This window comes from Brevundimonas terrae (assembly GCF_011761985.1).
Classification (GTDB): Bacteria; Pseudomonadota; Alphaproteobacteria; order Caulobacterales; family Caulobacteraceae; genus Brevundimonas; species Brevundimonas terrae.
Window position 1 is genome coordinate 415,159 of record NZ_JAASQT010000001.1, and the last position, 16,601, is coordinate 431,759.

15 protein-coding genes and 2 tRNA genes are annotated in these 16,601 nt (G+C 61.8%); 6 read left to right on the top strand and 11 right to left on the bottom strand.

Translation table 11 applies throughout. From position 1 onward, the window contains the following. Nucleotides 1-15 precede the first annotated feature (15 nt). Together FHS64_RS02000 and FHS64_RS02005 are read right to left on the bottom strand one after the other, a co-directional pair. Nucleotides 16-1,341: an acetyl-CoA hydrolase/transferase family protein gene (locus FHS64_RS02000; protein ID WP_167174891.1), complete on the bottom strand. Its 1,326-nt coding sequence runs from the start codon at nucleotides 1,339-1,341 to the stop codon at nucleotides 16-18. Nucleotides 1,342-1,457: 116 nt separating this feature from the next. Beyond that, complete coding sequence (locus tag FHS64_RS02005; RefSeq protein ID WP_167174894.1) at nucleotides 1,458-2,195, bottom strand: phosphatase PAP2 family protein; 738 nt, start codon at nucleotides 2,193-2,195, stop codon at nucleotides 1,458-1,460. A gap of 266 nt (nucleotides 2,196-2,461) precedes the next feature. On the opposite strand from FHS64_RS02005, the gene FHS64_RS02010 reads away from it, so the two are divergent. Then, a complete protein-coding gene (locus tag FHS64_RS02010) occupies nucleotides 2,462-4,348 on the top strand; it encodes a ribonucleoside-diphosphate reductase subunit alpha (RefSeq protein ID WP_167174897.1) in 1,887 nt (628 codons plus the stop codon). Nucleotides 4,349-4,507: 159 nt separating this feature from the next. Beyond that, nucleotides 4,508-5,239 carry a lipid A-modifier LpxR family protein gene (locus FHS64_RS02015; RefSeq protein WP_243862671.1) on the top strand — a complete coding sequence of 244 codons (732 nt, stop codon included), beginning with the start codon at nucleotides 4,508-4,510 and terminating at the stop codon, nucleotides 5,237-5,239. 56 nt (nucleotides 5,240-5,295) lie between these two features. Here FHS64_RS02015 and FHS64_RS02020 read toward each other — a convergent pair whose 3' ends face one another. Next, nucleotides 5,296-7,056, bottom strand: coding sequence for a gamma-glutamyltransferase family protein (locus FHS64_RS02020; protein WP_167174903.1), 1,761 nt, complete (start codon nucleotides 7,054-7,056; stop codon nucleotides 5,296-5,298). A gap of 178 nt (nucleotides 7,057-7,234) precedes the next feature. Between FHS64_RS02020 and FHS64_RS02025 the strand changes: the two genes are divergently transcribed. Beyond that, nucleotides 7,235-7,311: transfer RNA gene (locus FHS64_RS02025), tRNA-Arg, on the top strand. A gap of 157 nt (nucleotides 7,312-7,468) precedes the next feature. Here the strand turns inward: FHS64_RS02025 and FHS64_RS02030 are convergent. From FHS64_RS02030 to FHS64_RS02045, 4 genes are all read right to left on the bottom strand, one after another. Further along, nucleotides 7,469-8,095: a TetR/AcrR family transcriptional regulator gene (locus tag FHS64_RS02030; RefSeq protein WP_167174906.1), complete on the bottom strand. Its 627-nt coding sequence runs from the start codon at nucleotides 8,093-8,095 to the stop codon at nucleotides 7,469-7,471. A gap of 351 nt (nucleotides 8,096-8,446) precedes the next feature. Continuing rightward, nucleotides 8,447-8,523 (bottom strand) — tRNA-Arg (locus tag FHS64_RS02035). Nucleotides 8,524-8,628: 105 nt separating this feature from the next. Then, a complete protein-coding gene (locus FHS64_RS02040; protein ID WP_167174909.1) occupies nucleotides 8,629-9,411 on the bottom strand; it encodes an SDR family oxidoreductase in 783 nt (260 codons plus the stop codon). Continuing rightward, nucleotides 9,408-9,713 carry a 4a-hydroxytetrahydrobiopterin dehydratase gene (locus FHS64_RS02045; protein ID WP_167174912.1) on the bottom strand — a complete coding sequence of 102 codons (306 nt, stop codon included), beginning with the start codon at nucleotides 9,711-9,713 and terminating at the stop codon, nucleotides 9,408-9,410. Before FHS64_RS02045 ends, FHS64_RS02040 begins: the two co-directional genes overlap by 4 nt. A 253-nt stretch (nucleotides 9,714-9,966) precedes the next feature. Here FHS64_RS02045 and FHS64_RS02050 point away from each other — a divergent pair, with 253 nt between their 5' ends. The 3 genes from FHS64_RS02050 to FHS64_RS02060 are packed head-to-tail and all read left to right on the top strand — an operon-like array spanning nucleotide 9,967 to nucleotide 12,757. After that, the gene (locus tag FHS64_RS02050; protein ID WP_243862767.1) at nucleotides 9,967-10,665 is read left to right on the top strand and encodes a class I SAM-dependent methyltransferase; all 699 of its coding nucleotides are present in this window, start codon (nucleotides 9,967-9,969) and stop codon (nucleotides 10,663-10,665) included. Beyond that, the gene (gene ubiB / locus FHS64_RS02055; RefSeq protein WP_167174917.1) at nucleotides 10,653-12,236 is read left to right on the top strand and encodes a 2-polyprenylphenol 6-hydroxylase; all 1,584 of its coding nucleotides are present in this window, start codon (nucleotides 10,653-10,655) and stop codon (nucleotides 12,234-12,236) included. Before FHS64_RS02050 ends, ubiB begins: the two co-directional genes overlap by 13 nt. 38 nt (nucleotides 12,237-12,274) lie before the next feature. Beyond that, nucleotides 12,275-12,757, top strand: a complete 483-nt coding sequence (locus FHS64_RS02060) for a hypothetical protein (protein WP_167174919.1) — start codon at nucleotides 12,275-12,277, stop codon at nucleotides 12,755-12,757. Here the strand turns inward: FHS64_RS02060 and arfB are convergent, their stop codons facing one another. The 4 genes from arfB to FHS64_RS02080 all read right to left on the bottom strand — a co-directional run bounded on the left by arfB (nucleotide 12,758) and on the right by FHS64_RS02080 (nucleotide 16,582). Next, nucleotides 12,758-13,171, bottom strand: coding sequence for an alternative ribosome rescue aminoacyl-tRNA hydrolase ArfB (gene arfB, locus FHS64_RS02065; RefSeq protein WP_167174922.1), 414 nt, complete (start codon nucleotides 13,169-13,171; stop codon nucleotides 12,758-12,760). Further along, entirely contained in the window at nucleotides 13,171-13,626 is a 456-nt protein-coding gene (locus FHS64_RS02070) for a YaiI/YqxD family protein (RefSeq protein WP_167174925.1), read from the bottom strand. The genes arfB and FHS64_RS02070 overlap by 1 nt, the downstream gene beginning before the upstream one ends. A gap of 100 nt (nucleotides 13,627-13,726) precedes the next feature. Continuing rightward, nucleotides 13,727-15,088, bottom strand: coding sequence for an amidohydrolase family protein (locus FHS64_RS02075; RefSeq protein ID WP_167174928.1), 1,362 nt, complete (start codon nucleotides 15,086-15,088; stop codon nucleotides 13,727-13,729). Nucleotides 15,089-15,091: 3 nt separating this feature from the next. Next, the gene (locus tag FHS64_RS02080) at nucleotides 15,092-16,582 is read right to left on the bottom strand and encodes an amidohydrolase (protein ID WP_167174931.1); all 1,491 of its coding nucleotides are present in this window, start codon (nucleotides 16,580-16,582) and stop codon (nucleotides 15,092-15,094) included. Nucleotides 16,583-16,601: the final 19 nt, after the last annotated feature.

Consider the following 16,601-nt stretch of genomic DNA (forward strand, 5'->3'; position numbering starts at 1 on the left):
AACATCTCCAGCTTTTTAGGCTTGGATCAGCCCCATTTCGCGGGCCTCGGCCATCAATCCTTCACGGAATTCAGGGGCGGCAATCCCGATCAGGGCACGCGCGCGCTCACAATCGGTCAGCCCGCGCAGATTGACGGCACCATGCTCGGTTACCACCCAGTGCACATCATTGCGCGGCGTCGTCACCGGACCATCCAGTCTGGCGACAATGCGCGAAACCGCGCCCTTGGCAGCCGTCGAGTGGCAGGCGATGATCGACTTGCCGCCCTTGGAGCGCGATGCCCCGCGCACAAAGTCCAGCTGACCGCCCGAGGCGGTGAACTGGCGACCGTTCAGATATTCCGAACAGGCGGCCCCGAACAGATCGATCTGCAGGGTCGCGTTAACGGAAACCACCTTGTCATTTTGGGCGATCACGGCCGGATCGTTCACATAATCGACGCCATAGGCCTCGAAATCATCATTGCCGTTGATGAAGTCGTAATCGGCCTTGGTGCCCATGGCGAAGGTAAAGATCGACTTGCCGGTATGGATGGCCTTTTGGCTGTTATTGATGACCCCTGCACGGATCAGCGCGATCAGGCCCGGCGTCATCAATTCGGTATGCACCCCCAGATCCTTGCGCTCGAACAGGGCCGCACAGACAGCATCCGGCAGGGCACCGATGCCCATTTGCAGGGTCGAACCATCCTCGATCATTCCAGCGATAATGCCGCCGATGATCTCGTCATTGGGCGTCATCGGGGCCTGGCCCACCTCGATCAGCGGTACATGGTTCTCGACCAGAGCCGTGACCTCGGAAATATGCACGCGGGTATCACCGGCCACACGCGGGAAGTTCTCGTTGACCTCGAGGATCAGGCGCGCGCCCGAGCGGGCCACCGGCGTCGCATAGTCCACATTCACGCCGAACGAGAAATAGCCGTCCTCGTCCATCGGCGAGACCGTGGTCACCAGCGTGTCCACCTTGATCTGGTTGACCAGCACCTCGGGGGTTTGCTGGAAGCTGACGGGCACGAACCACACGCCCTGACGACCTTCCTCGCGACCGCGCTGGTCCAGCTTGCGCTCGATGGCCCCGTGGAACAGGCTGTAGGGACGCAGACGGTCTGTCAGCTCGTAGCGCAGGACCGTATCGCCCGCCGTCTTCACCGACAGCAGGTAATAGATGTTCACATCGGCAATATCGCCCGCCTCGGCACGCTGGGCCAAGGCCTTCAGCAGGGCTGGCGGCTGCGAGATGCCCAGACCCATGGCCAGTTTCGCGCCCGCAGGTATCGCCTTGACAGCCTCGTCAGCCGTTACCCGTTTTTCGGCATAAAGAGCGGCAAGATCGGTCATAGCGTCCTCGATGGTTCCGCAAGCCCTTAGGCGGGGCGCGCGTCTCGGTTTGTCATGACTTTTGGTAACCGCACTCGGGGCCTGTCCCTTCCTAGACCTTGGTCTAGGAACAGATACTAGGGTTCGTCCTGCAAGCGCGCCATGTGCAGCCTCTGGCGGCGCTCCATCGCATAGGCAAACAGCCACAAAAGCATGGCCCAGAAAGCGCCAATCCCCCAGCCCGCCGCCACATCCGAGGCCCAGTGCGCGCCCAGATAGATGCGCGTCAGCCCGATCAGCAAGACCAGCACCACCGCCCATCCCAGCGCATAGGCCTTCATGCGGGTGCGCGGAAAGGCCCGCGTCAGCATGACACCGACGCTGAGATAAAAGACTGTCGCCAACAGGGCATGACCCGAGGGGAAACTGGCATTCAGCGTCTCGACCACCTGATAGGCGGCGGGCGGACGCGGGCGGTCAAACAATGCCTTCAGCCCTTCCGACAGCAGCACACCACCCGCCAGACCCAGCACCATCAGGAAGGCCGACAGCTTCTTGCCGTGGATCAGCAGGAAACCGACCGCCATCAGGGCAAAAATCGCCAGTACCGAAATGCCGCCCAGCGAGGTGATGTCGATGGCCGCTTCATGCAGCCACCATGGACCTATGGGGCGATCCGGTGCGTCGGCATAGGGACGGGTCCAGCGCAGCACAGCCCAGTCAAAACTCTGGTCATCCCCATCGGCCACGCCATCGGCGACGCCGGCAAAAAGCGCCAGACCGAGACTGCCTGCCAACAGGCCTGCAACAGTGCCAATTTCTGCACGGGCGACACGGATAACACGTGCGGTGAACGCAATCGGATGAGCAGTCATGGGATCGACAACGGCTCCTGTCAGCTTTCAGTTCCGTCCCCTTACGGGACGATTCCCGAGATAATTATGACAAAACCGTGGCATAGGTTTCGGCTTATTCCAAGCCACTGCAACGCCATTGGCCCACATAGGGATAGCAAGAGAAAAATTAGCTGAATTTGAAATTAAAGAATTTGAACCCAGCCCCGTCTTAACCCTAGATTTAGAGGTAAGTGGTGTTGTGACTACAACATCTGGCGTTATCCACAGGTTTACGGGTTGTAGCAATGGCAGGCGGCGAAGCTCTCAAGACAACGGATTTTTCGGCAGTTTCAACGGGTTTGAAGACTTTCAAACCACGTCTTGAACTGGTGGCGGGTAGCCTCACGCTAGACCGTTCGCGTGACGACCTGTTGACAGATTTCGGCAAAAAGACCCTCGAGGACCGTTATCTCCTCGCCGGTGAATCCTATCAGGACATGTTTGCCCGCGTCGCCGTCGCCTTCGCCGACGATGCCGAGCACGCCCAGCGTGTTTACGACTACATGTCGAAACTGTGGTTCATGCCTGCCACGCCGGTTCTGTCGAACGGCGGTGCCGATCGCGGCCTGCCCATCTCCTGCTTCCTGAACTCGGTATCCGACAGCCTCGACGGCATCCAGAACGTCTGGAACGAGAACGTCCAGCTGGCCTCGAACGGTGGCGGCATCGGCACCTATTGGGGCGACGTCCGCTCCATCGGTGAACAGGTCAAGGGCGCGGGCCAGACCTCGGGCATCATCCCCTTCATCCGCGTTATGGACAGCCTGACCCTGGCCATTTCGCAAGGCTCGCTGCGTCGCGGTTCGGCGGCTGTCTATCTGGACGTCCACCACCCCGAGATCGAGGAATTCCTCGAAATCCGCAAACCCTCGGGTGACTTCAACCGCAAGTCGCTGAACCTGCACCACGGGATCAGCATCAGCGACGCGTTCATGGAAGCCGTGCGCGACGGCAAGTCGTTCGACCTGCGCTCGCCCAAGAACAACGAAGTTCGCAAGACGGTCGATGCCCGCTCGCTGTGGACCAAGATCCTCGACATCCGCATGCAGACGGGTGAGCCCTATCTGATTTTCTCGGACACGGTGAACCGCCAGCTGGCCCAGCACCAGCGCGAACTGGGTCTGTCGGTCAAGCAATCCAACCTGTGCGCCGAAATCATGCTGGCCACCGGCAAGGACCACCTGAACAACGAGCGCACCGCCGTGTGCTGCCTGTCGTCGGTCAATGCCGAGACCTTCCTCGAATGGCGCGAAGAGCCGCAGTTCATCGAAGACGTCATGCGCTTCCTCGACAATGTCCTGCAGGACTTTATCGACCGCGCGCCGGATGCCATGTCGCAGGCCGTTTATTCGGCCCAGCGCGAGCGTTCGGTGGGTCTGGGCCTGATGGGCTTCCACTCGTTCCTGCAAGCTCAGGGCGTGGCCTTTGAAAGCGCCATGGCCAAGAGCTGGAACATGCGCCTGTTCAAGCACCTGCGCCGCGAGGCCGACAAGGCCTCCAAGCTGCTTGCCGAAGAAAAAGGCCCCTGCCCCGACGCCGCCGACCGTGGCGTCATGGAGCGCTTCTCGCACAAGATGGCGATTGCCCCGACCGCATCGATCTCGATCATCTGCGGCGGTACATCTGCAGGCATCGAGCCGATCCCGGCCAATATCTATACCCACAAGACCCTGTCGGGCTCGTTCGCCGTCAAGAACCCCTTCCTCGAGCGTCTGCTTGAAGAAAAGGGCCAGAACACCGAGGCCAACTGGAACTCGATCCTCGAACACGAAGGCTCGATCCAGCATCTGGACTTCCTGTCCGACGACGAGAAGGACATCTTCAAGACCGCCTTCGAGCTGGACCAGCGTTGGCTGATCGAACTGGCCGCCGACCGTGCGCCTGAAATCTGTCAGGCCCAGTCGCTGAACCTGTTCGTGCCGGGCGATGTCAACAAGTGGGACCTGCACATGCTGCACTGGTCGGCGTGGGAACGCGGCGTGAAATCGCTGTATTATCTACGCTCCAAATCGGTCCAGCGCGCCGCCTTTGCCGGTGCCGACACCAAGGAAGAAGCCGAGATCGATCCGAACCAGCCGGACCTCTTCTCGGCCGCCCCGACCGATTACGACGAGTGCCTCGCCTGCCAATAGGGCATTGACACAATCCCGCCTTTATTTGACGCTGCCCGGGAACTTCCTCTCGGGCAGCGTTTTTAATTCTCATGGAGCGTTGCCGCTAAGCGAAAACGGAAGTGCCAAGGGAGGCTGGACATGCGCTGCACAGGCCCGCACCGGAAAGCGGACAGGACCATGCCCACAATGGTGGCCTATGCCTGTTGCGCCCTGGGCATGAGCGCCATCCCCGTCCACGCCCAAAGCCCTGACTGGACAGTGTCTCTGGACCACCAGACCACAGCCCTTGCCGGACCGGAATGGCGCGAAATCCACCAGACCATGGCCATGCCCGACAGCGATGAACGCTGGACCGTCCGGCACCTGTCCCCTCTGGATAGTCCGCTGGCCCTGCAACGCCCCGACAGCCAGCCCGTCCATACCGCCGTTGAATGGCGCAAGGACTGGACCGCCCTACATGAACTCACAACATCGGGCCTCGAAGTCTCGCTGACCCCCCATGCCGGTCTCGGCTGGAGCGAAGGCCGGTCCAGCGCCCAAGCCGGTGCCACCATACGCTTTGGACGCGGTCTTGATGACAGTCTGGACGAACTGGCCCCCGATGGTGAGGACACCTTTGGCGACCGCCCGCGCTGGTATGTGTTTGCCTCGGGCTCAAAGCGCGCGGTCGGCTACAATTTCACCCGCCAGCGTGACGGGGGTCTCAGCAATGAGGGACTCAGTCAGGATAGCAGCCACTCGCTAGGCGATGCCGCTATCGGCGTAGCGTGGCGGCGCGGAGCCATGCAAAGCTCGGTGGGGATTGCCTATCGCGAGGTCGATATTGACGGCCTGCGCGGTTATGGCGGCCTGAAAACCGATGTTGACGAGGCCCGCCTCGCCTTCCAGTTCTCGATCCGCCCCCAATAGGCAGACAACAAAAAAGGCCGGATCAAATGATCCGGCCTTTGAAGTCTGTGTGGAGCCTATTGGGTCAGCGCCACGCCCTCGCGGCGCGGATCGGCCCCGCCGTCCCAGCGGCCATCACGCCACATGGCACCATGCAGGCCGGATGTTTCAGTCGCGTTGGGGCGCACCTCCATACCGGCTGCGCCCAGAGCATCACGGATATTAGCCGGAATCTGCTCTGAGTCAGCGCCGACCATGGTGCCGCGCACCACCAGATTGGGCAGGGCAATGGCGTCCTGCATGGTCATGTCCCACTCAACCACACCCACCAGCGTCTTGGCCACATAGGCCAGAATGGACGAACCGCCCGGAGAGCCGATCGCGCCCACCAGATTGCCTTCACGATCCAGAATGATCGTCGGGATCATGGACGAACGCGGACGCTTGCCTGCGGCCACTGCATTGGGGGCCGGATGGCCATCTTCCATCGGTGTGAACGAGAAGTCCGTCAGTTGGTTGTTCACAAAGAAACCGCCCGCCATACGGCCGGACCCGAAATAGGATTCCACCGTCGTGGTCATACTGACGGCATTACCGGCCGCATCGACAACGACGAAGTGCGTGGTACCTGCAGGCTCCAGCGTCGCGTCCGACAGTTGCGCGGACGATCCGGTAGGACGTCCCGCCTCTACCGGCCCGTTGATCTGCGGCAGCAGTGCCGCGCGCGAGGCCATATAGTCCTGATCCAGCAGGCCCGCCACCGGCACGCCGACAAAGTCGCCATCGCCCACATAGCGGTCACGGTCGGCATACATCAGGCGTTGCAGACGGCCCAGCGCCACCCAGGCCTCAGGGCTGTCCTTGCCCTTGGCCAGATCGGGGGTCTGTTCGGCCATACCGAGGAACTGGAGTATGGCCACGCCACTGGACGGCGTGGTCGGCACGCAGACCACATAGGCCCGATACGGACGGCACAGCGGGTCACGGCGCAGCGGACGATAATCGGCAAAGTCCTCCAGCGTCAGACCACCGGGACGCGGCTGTGCATGGGTGGCGGCAATAATTTGTTCAGGGATATCGCCCTGATAGAAGACGCTCGGTCCCTCATTGGCCAGACGGCGCAGGGTGTGGGCATAGGCGGGATTCTTCAGCGTATCGCCAGCCTGATAGCGGGTGCCGTCCGGCTTGGTGAAATAGCGGGTTGCCCATTCGGTGACAGCCTGACCGCGACCGGCATTCACAAAACCGGCCATGCGCGGCGAAACGACAAAGCCCTCCGTGGCCCAATGCTCGGCATCGCCGAACAGGTTGCGCCATTCCAGAGTCCCGTAATCCTTGTGGGCCATACCCAGCATGGCCACCACACCCGGCACGCCCGTCGAACGGCCCGACAGCACCGCATCCATAAAGGCCAGCGGCTCGCCATTCTCGTAGAACAGTTCCGGTGTGGCATTGCCCGGGGCCATTTCGCGCCCGTCATAGGCATGCACATCACCGCTCTCGGCGTCATAGACCATCATGAAGGCCCCGCCGCCTAGACCCGACGATTGCGGCTCGACAAGGCTGAGGGTGGCCTGAATGGCGACAGCGGCATCCACGGCCGAACCACCCGCGCGCAGAATCTTCATGCCCGCCTCGGCCGCCAGCGGATTCGCCGCCGCTACAAACGGGCCGTGTGCGCGCTGTGATGAAGCCGCAGCCGCATCCTGTGCGACCGGTGCCTCATACGCGATAGCCGTGTCCGGAATATTTGCGGAAAGCAGCCCAACCGCCAAAAACAGAGCCGATAGTGCACTCGTGCGCTTCAAGCCATTCGGACGGTCAAATATTGCGTTCATCAACTCTACTCCTGCCGCATCACGGGAGACTTATGCCTAAGGCTTAAGCCTCTTTCCGCCAACCCAAGATTTTCTTTCAGTTTTTTCGATTTTTCTATTGCCATCCCAAAGGGGGAAAGCTAGATAGCCCACCTCGCCGCGGGGAACTGCCCACGACGAGAACGACGAAAGTCACAGCGCACCCGTAGCTCAGCTGGATAGAGCATCAGACTACGAATCTGAGGGTCGGGCGTTCGAATCGCTCCGGGTGCGCCATTTTCTCCTTCATCGGATAAAATGGACATGACTTCGACAGACTAGAAAACCCCGCCTGCGGTTTACCGCGGCGGGGTTTCTGCTTTTCAGGGCTGCGGGTTTGCCCGCGCAGGAAAAGCCTTGGCCAGCCCCCATAGGGATTGGCCAAGGATTAGTATCAGACGGTGACGGGGGTACCCGTTTTGGCAACCATGAGAATGCCCCGCATCAGGTTTTGCACCACCGCACGGGCCACCTCGACCGACAGCCCCTGTTCGCGGCGCAAGCCTTCCCAAGTGGCCCACCCCGATGCCGCCACCAGTGCAGAGATCAGCACCGAAGCGTCCGCATCGCTGCGATGCTCCAGTGACGGGGCGAACAGATCGATAACGATCATCCGGTGAACGGAATCATCGCCCCTCAGCAAATGTTGCAGCACAGGATAGTCACGAGACATATAGACGGCGGCACGGCGCACAGGGCTGACATATTCGTACAGTTCGCTGGAACGCTCCGACAGCGCCATGATCCGCTCCTCGGGCGACCATTGCGACGGATCGCGGCGTGGAAAGCGCCTGAAGGCTTCCTCGCGCTGAAGCTCGTAGGCTGCGGTCAGCAGCTCGCTGACATCGGCATAGTGGCGGAACACCGAACGACGCGAGACACCGGCCCGATCGGCGACCGCATCCGTGGTCGGCATCTGGCCTGTCTCGCGCACCAGATCGAGCATGCTGCGGGCAATAACAGAGCGGCTACGCTCACTGCGAAGGTGACGGCCATCCAGAGGGATTCGGGACGTGTTCACGGTTTGCATGTTCTAACCACTACAGCTTTGTCCGGCATAGGTTGCACGACCTCGACGATGACCTGACGGTATCGCGACAACAGCACCCCATGACGGTTACGGGACTAAAAATAAAAGTACCCGCCCACAACACCAGCTACAGCGCGAACACCCATGCTCAATCGCGTTGATTGTGCATTTGGTTCCACCTGACCAGACATTTCAGTTTGTATACGCATTATTACTTAACGCGTCAGAACCGGGCCTATCGCGCTTAAAACCGCCCCGATCCGCCCATACCGGCACACCGCGCACAGGTTGAAACCAGACCACAAACGCAGCCTGGTTCACACGCACATAGATTGAGGAAAATGGCGCACCCGACAGGATTCGAACCTGTGACCCCTGCCTTCGGAGGGCAGTACTCTATCCAGCTGAGCTACGGGTGCGTTGGCGGCGCGAGGCCGAAGGCGGTGCTTACAGCAAGGGCGTGGCGGCCTCAACCCTGATGATCGACCGCCGCGCTGCTAAAGCACTGTCTTTTACTGAGCCGTCTATTGGGCCGTCAGTCCGCCATCGATTTTGAACTCGGCACCAGTGACGAACTTGCTCTCGTCGGAGGCCAGATACAGCACGCAATAGGCCACATCATCCGGCTCGCCGATGCGTTTCAGCGGGATGCCGCGGGCCAGTTTTTCGTGTGCCATATCTTCCTGACCGCCCGCCATGGCGATGAAGGGATCAAGGATGGGCGTCTTGATAAAGACCGGATGCACCGAGTTGGCGCGCACCGTGCCGCCCGCCTTGGCGCATTCCAGAGCCACGGTCTTGGTATAGAGCCAGACCGCTGCCTTGGTGGCGTTATAGGCCCCCATGCCGGGCGCCGCCGCCAAGCCCGCGATCGACGAGATGTTGATGATCGAGGCCATCGGCGCGGCTTTCAGATGCGGCAAAGCATGCTTGCATCCCAGCATGACCGATTCGAGATTGACCGACTGGACCTTGCGCCAGTTTTCCAGCGTGTCCTGCTCGGCAAACACCAACTGGCCACCGATACCGGCATTGTTCACCAGCACCGAAATACCGCCCATATCGCGGGCGCTGTTGGCCACCACCCGCATCCAGTCGCCCTCATCGGTGACATCATGGGCATAGGCAAAGGCGGTGTCGGGATGGTCGGCATTGATGCTGTCGGCCAGGGCCTGAACGCGATCACCGTCGATATCGGTCAGGGCCAGCTTGGCCCCTTCGCGGGCCATCATGCGTGCCATGGCCTCGCCGAGACCACCGGCTGCACCCGTTATCAGGGCCGCCTTACCTGCAACCCGACCGCTCATTGGGTCAGGCCGTCAGAAGCTGCATCGATAAAACGCGCCAGATCCAGATCGCGCTGGGTCACACCGCCCGCATCATGGGTGGTCAGGACAATATCCACGCGGTTCCAGACATTGGACCATTCGGGATGGTGGTCGGACTTTTCCGCCTGAATGGCGATGCGGGTCATAAAGCCGAAGGCGGCATTGAAATCGGCAAAGCGCAGCGAACGGAAAATGGCAGGGCGCGCATCGTCGGCCTTTTGCCACAGCGGCAATTGTTCCAGCGCCTGTTCGACGGCGATCTGTGGCGGCACAGCAGACATATCCCACTCCCTGAGGATCATTTATTCCCCTAGGCGTAACCCGCTTCTTCCTGCCCCGACAAGCATCCGGTGCATGTCATTGCAAACTTCGCATGCATCGACGGATGACGAACCGCATCACAGGCGCTAAACCAGCCACATGACCTCCTCAGATACCGCTTCCGACAAGTCTGCAGACACGCTCTCGGGCACGCCTTCGGGCAAGACCTCCTCCTTCGGCTTCCGCGATGTTGATGCGCGCGAGAAGGTGCAGATGGTGCGCGGTGTCTTCAACTCGGTCGCCTCAAATTACGACTTGATGAACGACCTGATGAGCGTCGGTGTGCACCGCGTCTGGAAAGACGCTGCCGCCGCTAAGCTGAATGCCCGTCCGGGCGAGGTTATTCTGGATGTGGCCGGTGGCACGGGCGACATGTCGCGTCGCTATTCCAAGATGGCACGCGCCGCACAGGAACGTCGCGGCGGTGAAGACGCCAAGGTCATCGTGCTGGACTACAATGCCGAGATGATCCTTGCCGGTGTCCATAAGGGCGGCGAGCCGGAAATGGTCTGGAGCGTCGGTGACGCCATGAGCCTGCCGCTGCCGGACGCCTCGGTCGATGCCTATTCGATCAGTTTCGGCATCCGTAACGTGGCCGATATTCCGGTCGCCCTGAAGGAAGCCCGCCGCGTGCTTAAGCCCGGCGGCCGCTTCATGTGCCTCGAATTCTCACGCCCGACCACGGCGGTCATGCGCAAGGCCTATGACGCATGGTCGTTCAACGCTATTCCGGCCATTGGTCAACTGGTCGCCAAGGACCGTGACAGCTACCAGTATCTGGTGGAATCCATCCGTCGCTTCCCTGACCAGCAGACCTTCAAGACCATGATCGAGGATGCCGGTTTCAGCCGCGTCTCGGTGACCAATCTGACGGGTGGCGTCGCCGCCATTCACCACGGGTGGGCGATCTGAGCCGGCTGACTTTTAAGACCCCGCCCCCCAAACCCGAGGTCGAGCGGATCAAAGCGCCCGTGCGCTCGGCCTTGCGGCTGGTGCAATGGGGGTGGGTTCTGGCGCGTCACGATGCCCTGATCCCGCGCGAGGCCAATGAGCTTCTACCCGCATGGGGCCGCCCGTTTGCCGGTTTCGTTCAGGCCTTTGCCAGCCGTAAGCTACGCGCCGGTCGCCCCGGCCAGCGTGTCGGTGCGGCCTGCGAAAAGCTTGGACCGGTGGCGATCAAGCTGGGTCAGGTTCTGGCCACCCGCGCCGATATTTTCGGCCTGCAGTTCGCGCAAGACCTTGGCCACCTGAAGGACAAGCTGCCGCCCTTCCCGATCGATCAGGCCCGCAAGGAGATCGAACGCTCGCTGGGTCGCAGTGCCGATAGTCTCTATGTGGATTTCGGTGAGGCCGTAGGTGCCGCATCGCTGGCACAGGCCCATCCGGCCACCATGGCCGATGGCACCAAGGTGGCCGTCAAAATCCTGCGCCCCGGTATCGAACGCAAGGTATCGCAGGGTCTGGACGCCATGCGTCTGGGGGCCAAGCTGGTGGACTGGGCCGTAGAGCCTGCCCGCCGTCTGGAACCGCGCGCCTTTGTCGAGATCATTGCCCGCTCGCTCCAGCTTGAGTTGGACATGCGCCTCGAGGCCGCTGCGGCGTCCGAGCTTGGCGAGGTCATGGCCAAGGACGGCTATATGATCGCCCCCAAGGTGATCTGGGATGGCGTCGGCAAGCGCGTTCTGACGCTGGAATGGGCGCAAGGCCTGCCGATGACGGCCCCTGAAATGGCCGATCTGCCTGTGCTGGAACGCAATGTGCTGGCCGACAAGGTGGTGCGTGCCTTCCTCGTTCAGGCGCTGGACCACGGCGTGTTCCATGCCGATCTGCACGAAGGCAATCTGTTCGCAGACGGGGCCGACAAGATCACTGCCATCGATTTCGGCATTGTCGGTCGTCTGCGTCCGTCCGAGCGTCGCTATCTGGCCGAAATCCTGTGGGGTTTCATCAGCCGCGATTATGACCGCATCTCGCGCGTCCATTTCGATGCTGGCTATGTGCCGCCGCACCATTCGGTGGAAACCTTTGCGCAGGCTCTACGGGCCGTAGGCGAGCCGGTGATTGGCCGTGCCGCGTCACAGGTCTCGATGGGGCGTTTGCTGGGCCAGTTGTTCGAGATCACCGCCCTGTTCGACATGCATCTGCGCCCCGAACTGGTGCTGCTGCAAAAGACCATGGTGTCGGTCGAGGGTGTGGCGCGTCGCCTGAACCCCGATCACGACCTGTGGGAAGCGGCCAAGCCGGTTGTCGAGCGCTGGATCCGCCGCGAACTGGGTGTGCAGGCTCAGGCCAAGGAATTGCTGGAAGATGCCCGCGATACCCTGAAGGCCCTGTCGCAAATGGCGCAGAACCCTCAGCAGTCCCAGACGTTAGTGGTCGAGCGCCCCCATACACCGGCCTGGGTCGTGGTCATTGCCACGCTCTCGGCCTGTGCCTCGGCGGCAGCCTTGATATTGACGCTTTGGCCCCATCTTCTGAGCTGATCCATCGGCTCGGCGACGGGCCAGCAAAGGACTGTTTTATGAAGACGACTGCCCTGTTTGCCTTGATCGCCGTGGCTGTGGCGGCCCCCGCCGCCGCCAGCGCCCAAACAGCTCCCGCGCAAAACCCCGCAGCGGCAGCCAGACTGCCCGATACCTTTAGCACGCCAGCCCAGCAGCCCGCGCGACCGGCGACACCACCGGCTCCACCTGCCCCGCCAGCCGCACCCGATATTGCGCGCGCCCAGACCGCGCTTTTGGAAGTGATCGCCAACCTGAAATCGGGCGAGGTCGATTATTCGCCTTTCAGCGCCGATCTGGCGGCCAAGATTCGCGAACAGTCCAGCCAGATCGGCGGCTTGCTGACCCAGTTCGGTGACATCCAGTCCGTGCGCCATCTGGCCCAGCCTGACGGCGTGGATGTGTTCCGCGTGGATTTCAAAAACCAGTCGACCGAGTGGATGATCGGCTTCGACAATGAAGACCAGATCGCGGCCCTCCTGTTCCGTCCGGTCGAACAGTAATCAGTCGAAACTGACCTTGCCCCGCCCGCTCTTGACGGCAGAGCGGGTGGACTTGGCCTTGAGGCGACGCTCCTTGGAAGCCCGCGTCGGCTTGGTGGCCACGCGATAGGCCTGACGCACTGCCGCCTCGGCGACCATTTCCTCCAGCCGCTCGATAGCGTCCTGACGGTTGCGCTCCTGCGTGCGAAAGCGCGTCGCGGTGATCACGATCACCCCGTCCAGCGTCAGGCGACTGCCCGCCTTTTTCATCAGGCGCTCGCGCGTATAGTCGTTGAGGCTGGGCGAGTTTTTGGCATCGAACCGCATCTGTACGGCGGTCGAGACCTTGTTGACGTTCTGGCCGCCCGGACCGCCGGCGCGATAGAAACGGAACTCCAACTCTTCGTCAGGGATGCGGCGTTTCAGCTCGGCCATTACGCCTTCCTTGCTGCCCGCGCGGCAGCAGCATCCAGTGCCTGAAGGAATTTGGAACGGTCGGCATTGGAAAAGGGCGGCGGGCCGGAAGTCTCCACCCCCATCGAGCGCAGATGTTCGCCCACCATACGCCCTGCCAGTGCCGAGCCGATGGTGTTTTCATCCAGCACTGTGCCATTGGGGCGAATGCATTCCGCGCCCGATTTCAGGCAACGGTCGGCCAGCGGAAAATCATTGGTGATGACCACATCGCCCGCCCCTGCCCGCTCGGCGATCCAGTCATCGGCAATATCGGGACCGGCATCGACAACGATCTGGCGGATCAGGCTTTCCTGCGGCGTGCGTATCCAACTGTTGGACACCACAAAGACCGGCCAGTTCAGGCGACGGGCCACGCGATAGACCTCTTCCTTCACAGGGCAGGCATCGGCATCAATGTATAAGGTCTTGGCCATAGCCCCTCTTTAGCGGACTGGCCCGCAAACTAAAGAGCCGCAAGCAAAAGGGCATCCGGCCCATGGACCGGATGCCCCCTTGTTTCACCCTTTCGGATGATCAGTAGGTATAGGCCGGTGCGCGGTTGCCCGCAGCATTCGGCAGATAGCGATCACGCAGTTGCAGGTTGCGCGCCGTATCCAGTGGCTGCTCGACACCGTCGATCAGCACGGCTTCCGGCTGGCTCAGCGGCTCCAGCGGATCACCCGACCAGATCACCACATCGCCCGCAGCGCCGGCTTTCAACTCGCCGAACTGGCCGGCAAAGCCGAAGATACGCGCCGGATTGACGGTGATGGCGGCAATCGCAGCCTCGAACGGCAGGCCGTGCGAGACGGCGTTACCGGCATTATAGCGAATGTCGCGGGCGCGATGGTTTGCACCCTCATTGCCTTTAAGCGCGATCAGCACACCGGCCGCATTCAGCGCGGCAGCGTTCTGCATACGGGCGGCCCGCATTTCGAAATTGCTGGGCAGGTTGGTGATCGGATGGATCAGAACCGGCACATTGGCAGCAGCGATTTCGTCAGCCACCAGCCAGCCCTCGGCGGCACCGTCGAGGATGACCTTCAGGCCTTCCTCGCGGGCCAGACGCAGGACCTGACGGATGTCCGAGGCACGGTTCACCGTCACGATCAGCGGCATACGGCCTTCGATCACAGGGATCAGGGCCTCGAGGTCGGCACGCGACAGCGACAGGGCGCGCATGTCGCCACGGTCATAGGCCGCCTTGTTGCGCTGATAGGCGCGCACTTCGTTCAGGGTTTCCTTGAACAGCACAAACTGGCCACCGCGCGAACCACCGGCCACGCGGGCACCGGCTTCACCGAACGGGGCCGTCATGGCCACCTTGGACTTCACCAGAATATCGGTGCCGTCTTTCAGACTGATGACTGCCGCCTGACCTGCAAACAGGCCCGGGCTTTGGAAGCCGCCATGACCGGCACCGGCCGTCATATCGTCAAAGCCGGAATCGTCGTGGCTGTGACCACCGCCCGAGCCGCCATGCTGGGGCGTGACCACCGCGCGGGTGACACCGCCCAGACGCGCAGTCGGCAGGGTGAAGGACCACGGATCGATGCCATAGGAGACATCGAACGCCGCCGTCAGCGAGTTGGCGCTGTTGGACAGGTCATTCGTGCCGCGCACCGAGCTGACTTCGCTGGTCGCGAGGCCGGAATCCACCGCCACAATACCCGGCGAGACAATCTTGCCGCGTGCGTCGATGGTGCGGATGCCCGCAGGGGCTGCCGCCGTGCCGACGGATACCACACGGCCATTACGGATCAGCACCGTGCCGTTTTCAATCACCGAGGTCCCGGTCAGAACCTTGGCACCTGTGATGGCGACGTCTTGGGCCAGAACCGGCGCAGCGGTCAGGAGCGTTGCCGCAACAGCGGCCATAATCGAGGTCATACGCATGGATCAGCGGGCTCCCTGTGCGGTGCCTGCGGCAGGGCGATTAAAGCCCGGCTGGCCCAGTTCGAAATCGGACACCGGCTGATAGGCCGGATTGCTACGGTCAAAGCTCAGGCTGCCGTCGATGAAGACCTGATCGGCACGCGCATAGACGGACAGCGGGTTGGCGCTCCAGATCACCACATCGGCGCGTTTGCCGACTTCCAGCGAACCGGTCTGGTCCTCGATGCCGATGGCCTTGGCCGCGTTCAGCGTGATCCAGCTGATGGCGCGTTCCTCGGAGATATTCATACCCGCACGACGCCCCGCCGACAGCGAAGCCGCGGCTTCCTGATTGAGGCGCTGGATCAGTTCGGCATCATCGGAGTGGATGACAGCGCACGAGTTCGGGGCCGCATCAACAATGGCCGCATTTTCCTCGATACCGTCCAGAGCTTCCATCTTGAAGCCCCACCAGCCGGTCCACATGGCGGCACAGATACCGGCCTCGGCCAGTTGTGGGGCCAGCTTGTAACCCTCGATCGCATGGTGGAAGGTCTTGATCTTGAAGCCGAACTCCTCGGCCATATCCATCATCAGCGCCATTTCGTCAGCGCGGTAGCAGTGGTTCTGCACCATGATGCTGCCGTCCAGAACACCGGCAATGGTTTCCAGTTGCAGATTGCGGGTCGGCGGCGTGCCCTGACCCGTTTCACGGTACTTGTTCCACTTGTCACGGTAATCCTGCGCGGCAATGAAGCCCGCACGGAAACCGGCCATATTGCCCATGCCGGTGGCAGGCGTCTGGTTACGGCTGCCATAGACGCGCGACGGGTTTTCACCACAGGCCATTTTCAGACCATAGGGCGCATTGGGGAATTTCATCCCCTGCATGGTGGTGGACGGCACGTTACGCAGCGTCACACCGCGACCGCCAAACAGGTTGGCCGAACCGGGCAGGATTTGAACCGTGGTCACACCACCGGCGCGGGCCGTGTGGAAACCGGGATCTTGCGGCCAGACCGAGTGCTCGGACCAGACATTGGCCGTGTTGGGGCCGGTAACCTCGTTTCCGTCCGACATGCCCTGCACGCCCGGCGACGGATAGACACCAAGGTGCGAGTGGATGTCGATAATGCCCGGCGTCACGAAACGACCACGGCCATCGACAATCTGGTATCCTTGCGGAACCGGCGTCGAGGCATCGCCTACGGCGGCGATCAGACCGTCGGTCACAACCACCACACCGTTCTCGATCTTGCGGCCTGCGCCGTCAAAAACCGTCGCGCCGACAATGGCCATGTTCTGGCGTGGCAGCGGCGCATAGGTCGAGGGATACGGATTGAGATCGGACGCGCTGTTCAAGCCCGTAGCCAGTGCGCGGCTTTCCGATTTGACCGGCGTTTGCGCGTTCGAGGACGAAGCCTCGCCCGTCGTCGCACAGGCCGACAGCAACAGTGCGCCCATGGCGCATGACAGGACAGCGAGGCTTGGGCCTCGCAGGCGATTCAGTAACATGGGTGAGCCCCCTCACACC

Coding starts and splice junctions, on each gene's coding strand:
- FHS64_RS02000 (WP_167174891.1), bottom strand. CDS start 1,341: ATGACCGATCTTGCCGCTCTTTATGCCGAAAAACGGGTAACGGCTGAC.
- FHS64_RS02005 (WP_167174894.1), bottom strand. CDS start 2,195: ATGACTGCTCATCCGATTGCGTTCACCGCACGTGTTATCCGTGTCGCC.
- FHS64_RS02010 (WP_167174897.1), top strand. CDS start 2,462: ATGGCAGGCGGCGAAGCTCTCAAGACAACGGATTTTTCGGCAGTTTCA.
- FHS64_RS02015 (WP_243862671.1), top strand. CDS start 4,508: ATGCCCACAATGGTGGCCTATGCCTGTTGCGCCCTGGGCATGAGCGCC.
- FHS64_RS02020 (WP_167174903.1), bottom strand. CDS start 7,056: ATGAACGCAATATTTGACCGTCCGAATGGCTTGAAGCGCACGAGTGCA.
- FHS64_RS02040 (WP_167174909.1), bottom strand. CDS start 9,411: ATGAGCGGTCGGGTTGCAGGTAAGGCGGCCCTGATAACGGGTGCAGCC.
- FHS64_RS02045 (WP_167174912.1), bottom strand. CDS start 9,713: ATGTCTGCTGTGCCGCCACAGATCGCCGTCGAACAGGCGCTGGAACAA.
- FHS64_RS02050 (WP_243862767.1), top strand. CDS start 9,967: ATGGTGCGCGGTGTCTTCAACTCGGTCGCCTCAAATTACGACTTGATG.
- FHS64_RS02060 (WP_167174919.1), top strand. CDS start 12,275: ATGAAGACGACTGCCCTGTTTGCCTTGATCGCCGTGGCTGTGGCGGCC.
- arfB (WP_167174922.1), bottom strand. CDS start 13,171: ATGGCCGAGCTGAAACGCCGCATCCCTGACGAAGAGTTGGAGTTCCGT.
- FHS64_RS02070 (WP_167174925.1), bottom strand. CDS start 13,626: ATGGCCAAGACCTTATACATTGATGCCGATGCCTGCCCTGTGAAGGAA.
- FHS64_RS02075 (WP_167174928.1), bottom strand. CDS start 15,088: ATGCGTATGACCTCGATTATGGCCGCTGTTGCGGCAACGCTCCTGACC.
- FHS64_RS02080 (WP_167174931.1), bottom strand. CDS start 16,582: ATGTTACTGAATCGCCTGCGAGGCCCAAGCCTCGCTGTCCTGTCATGC.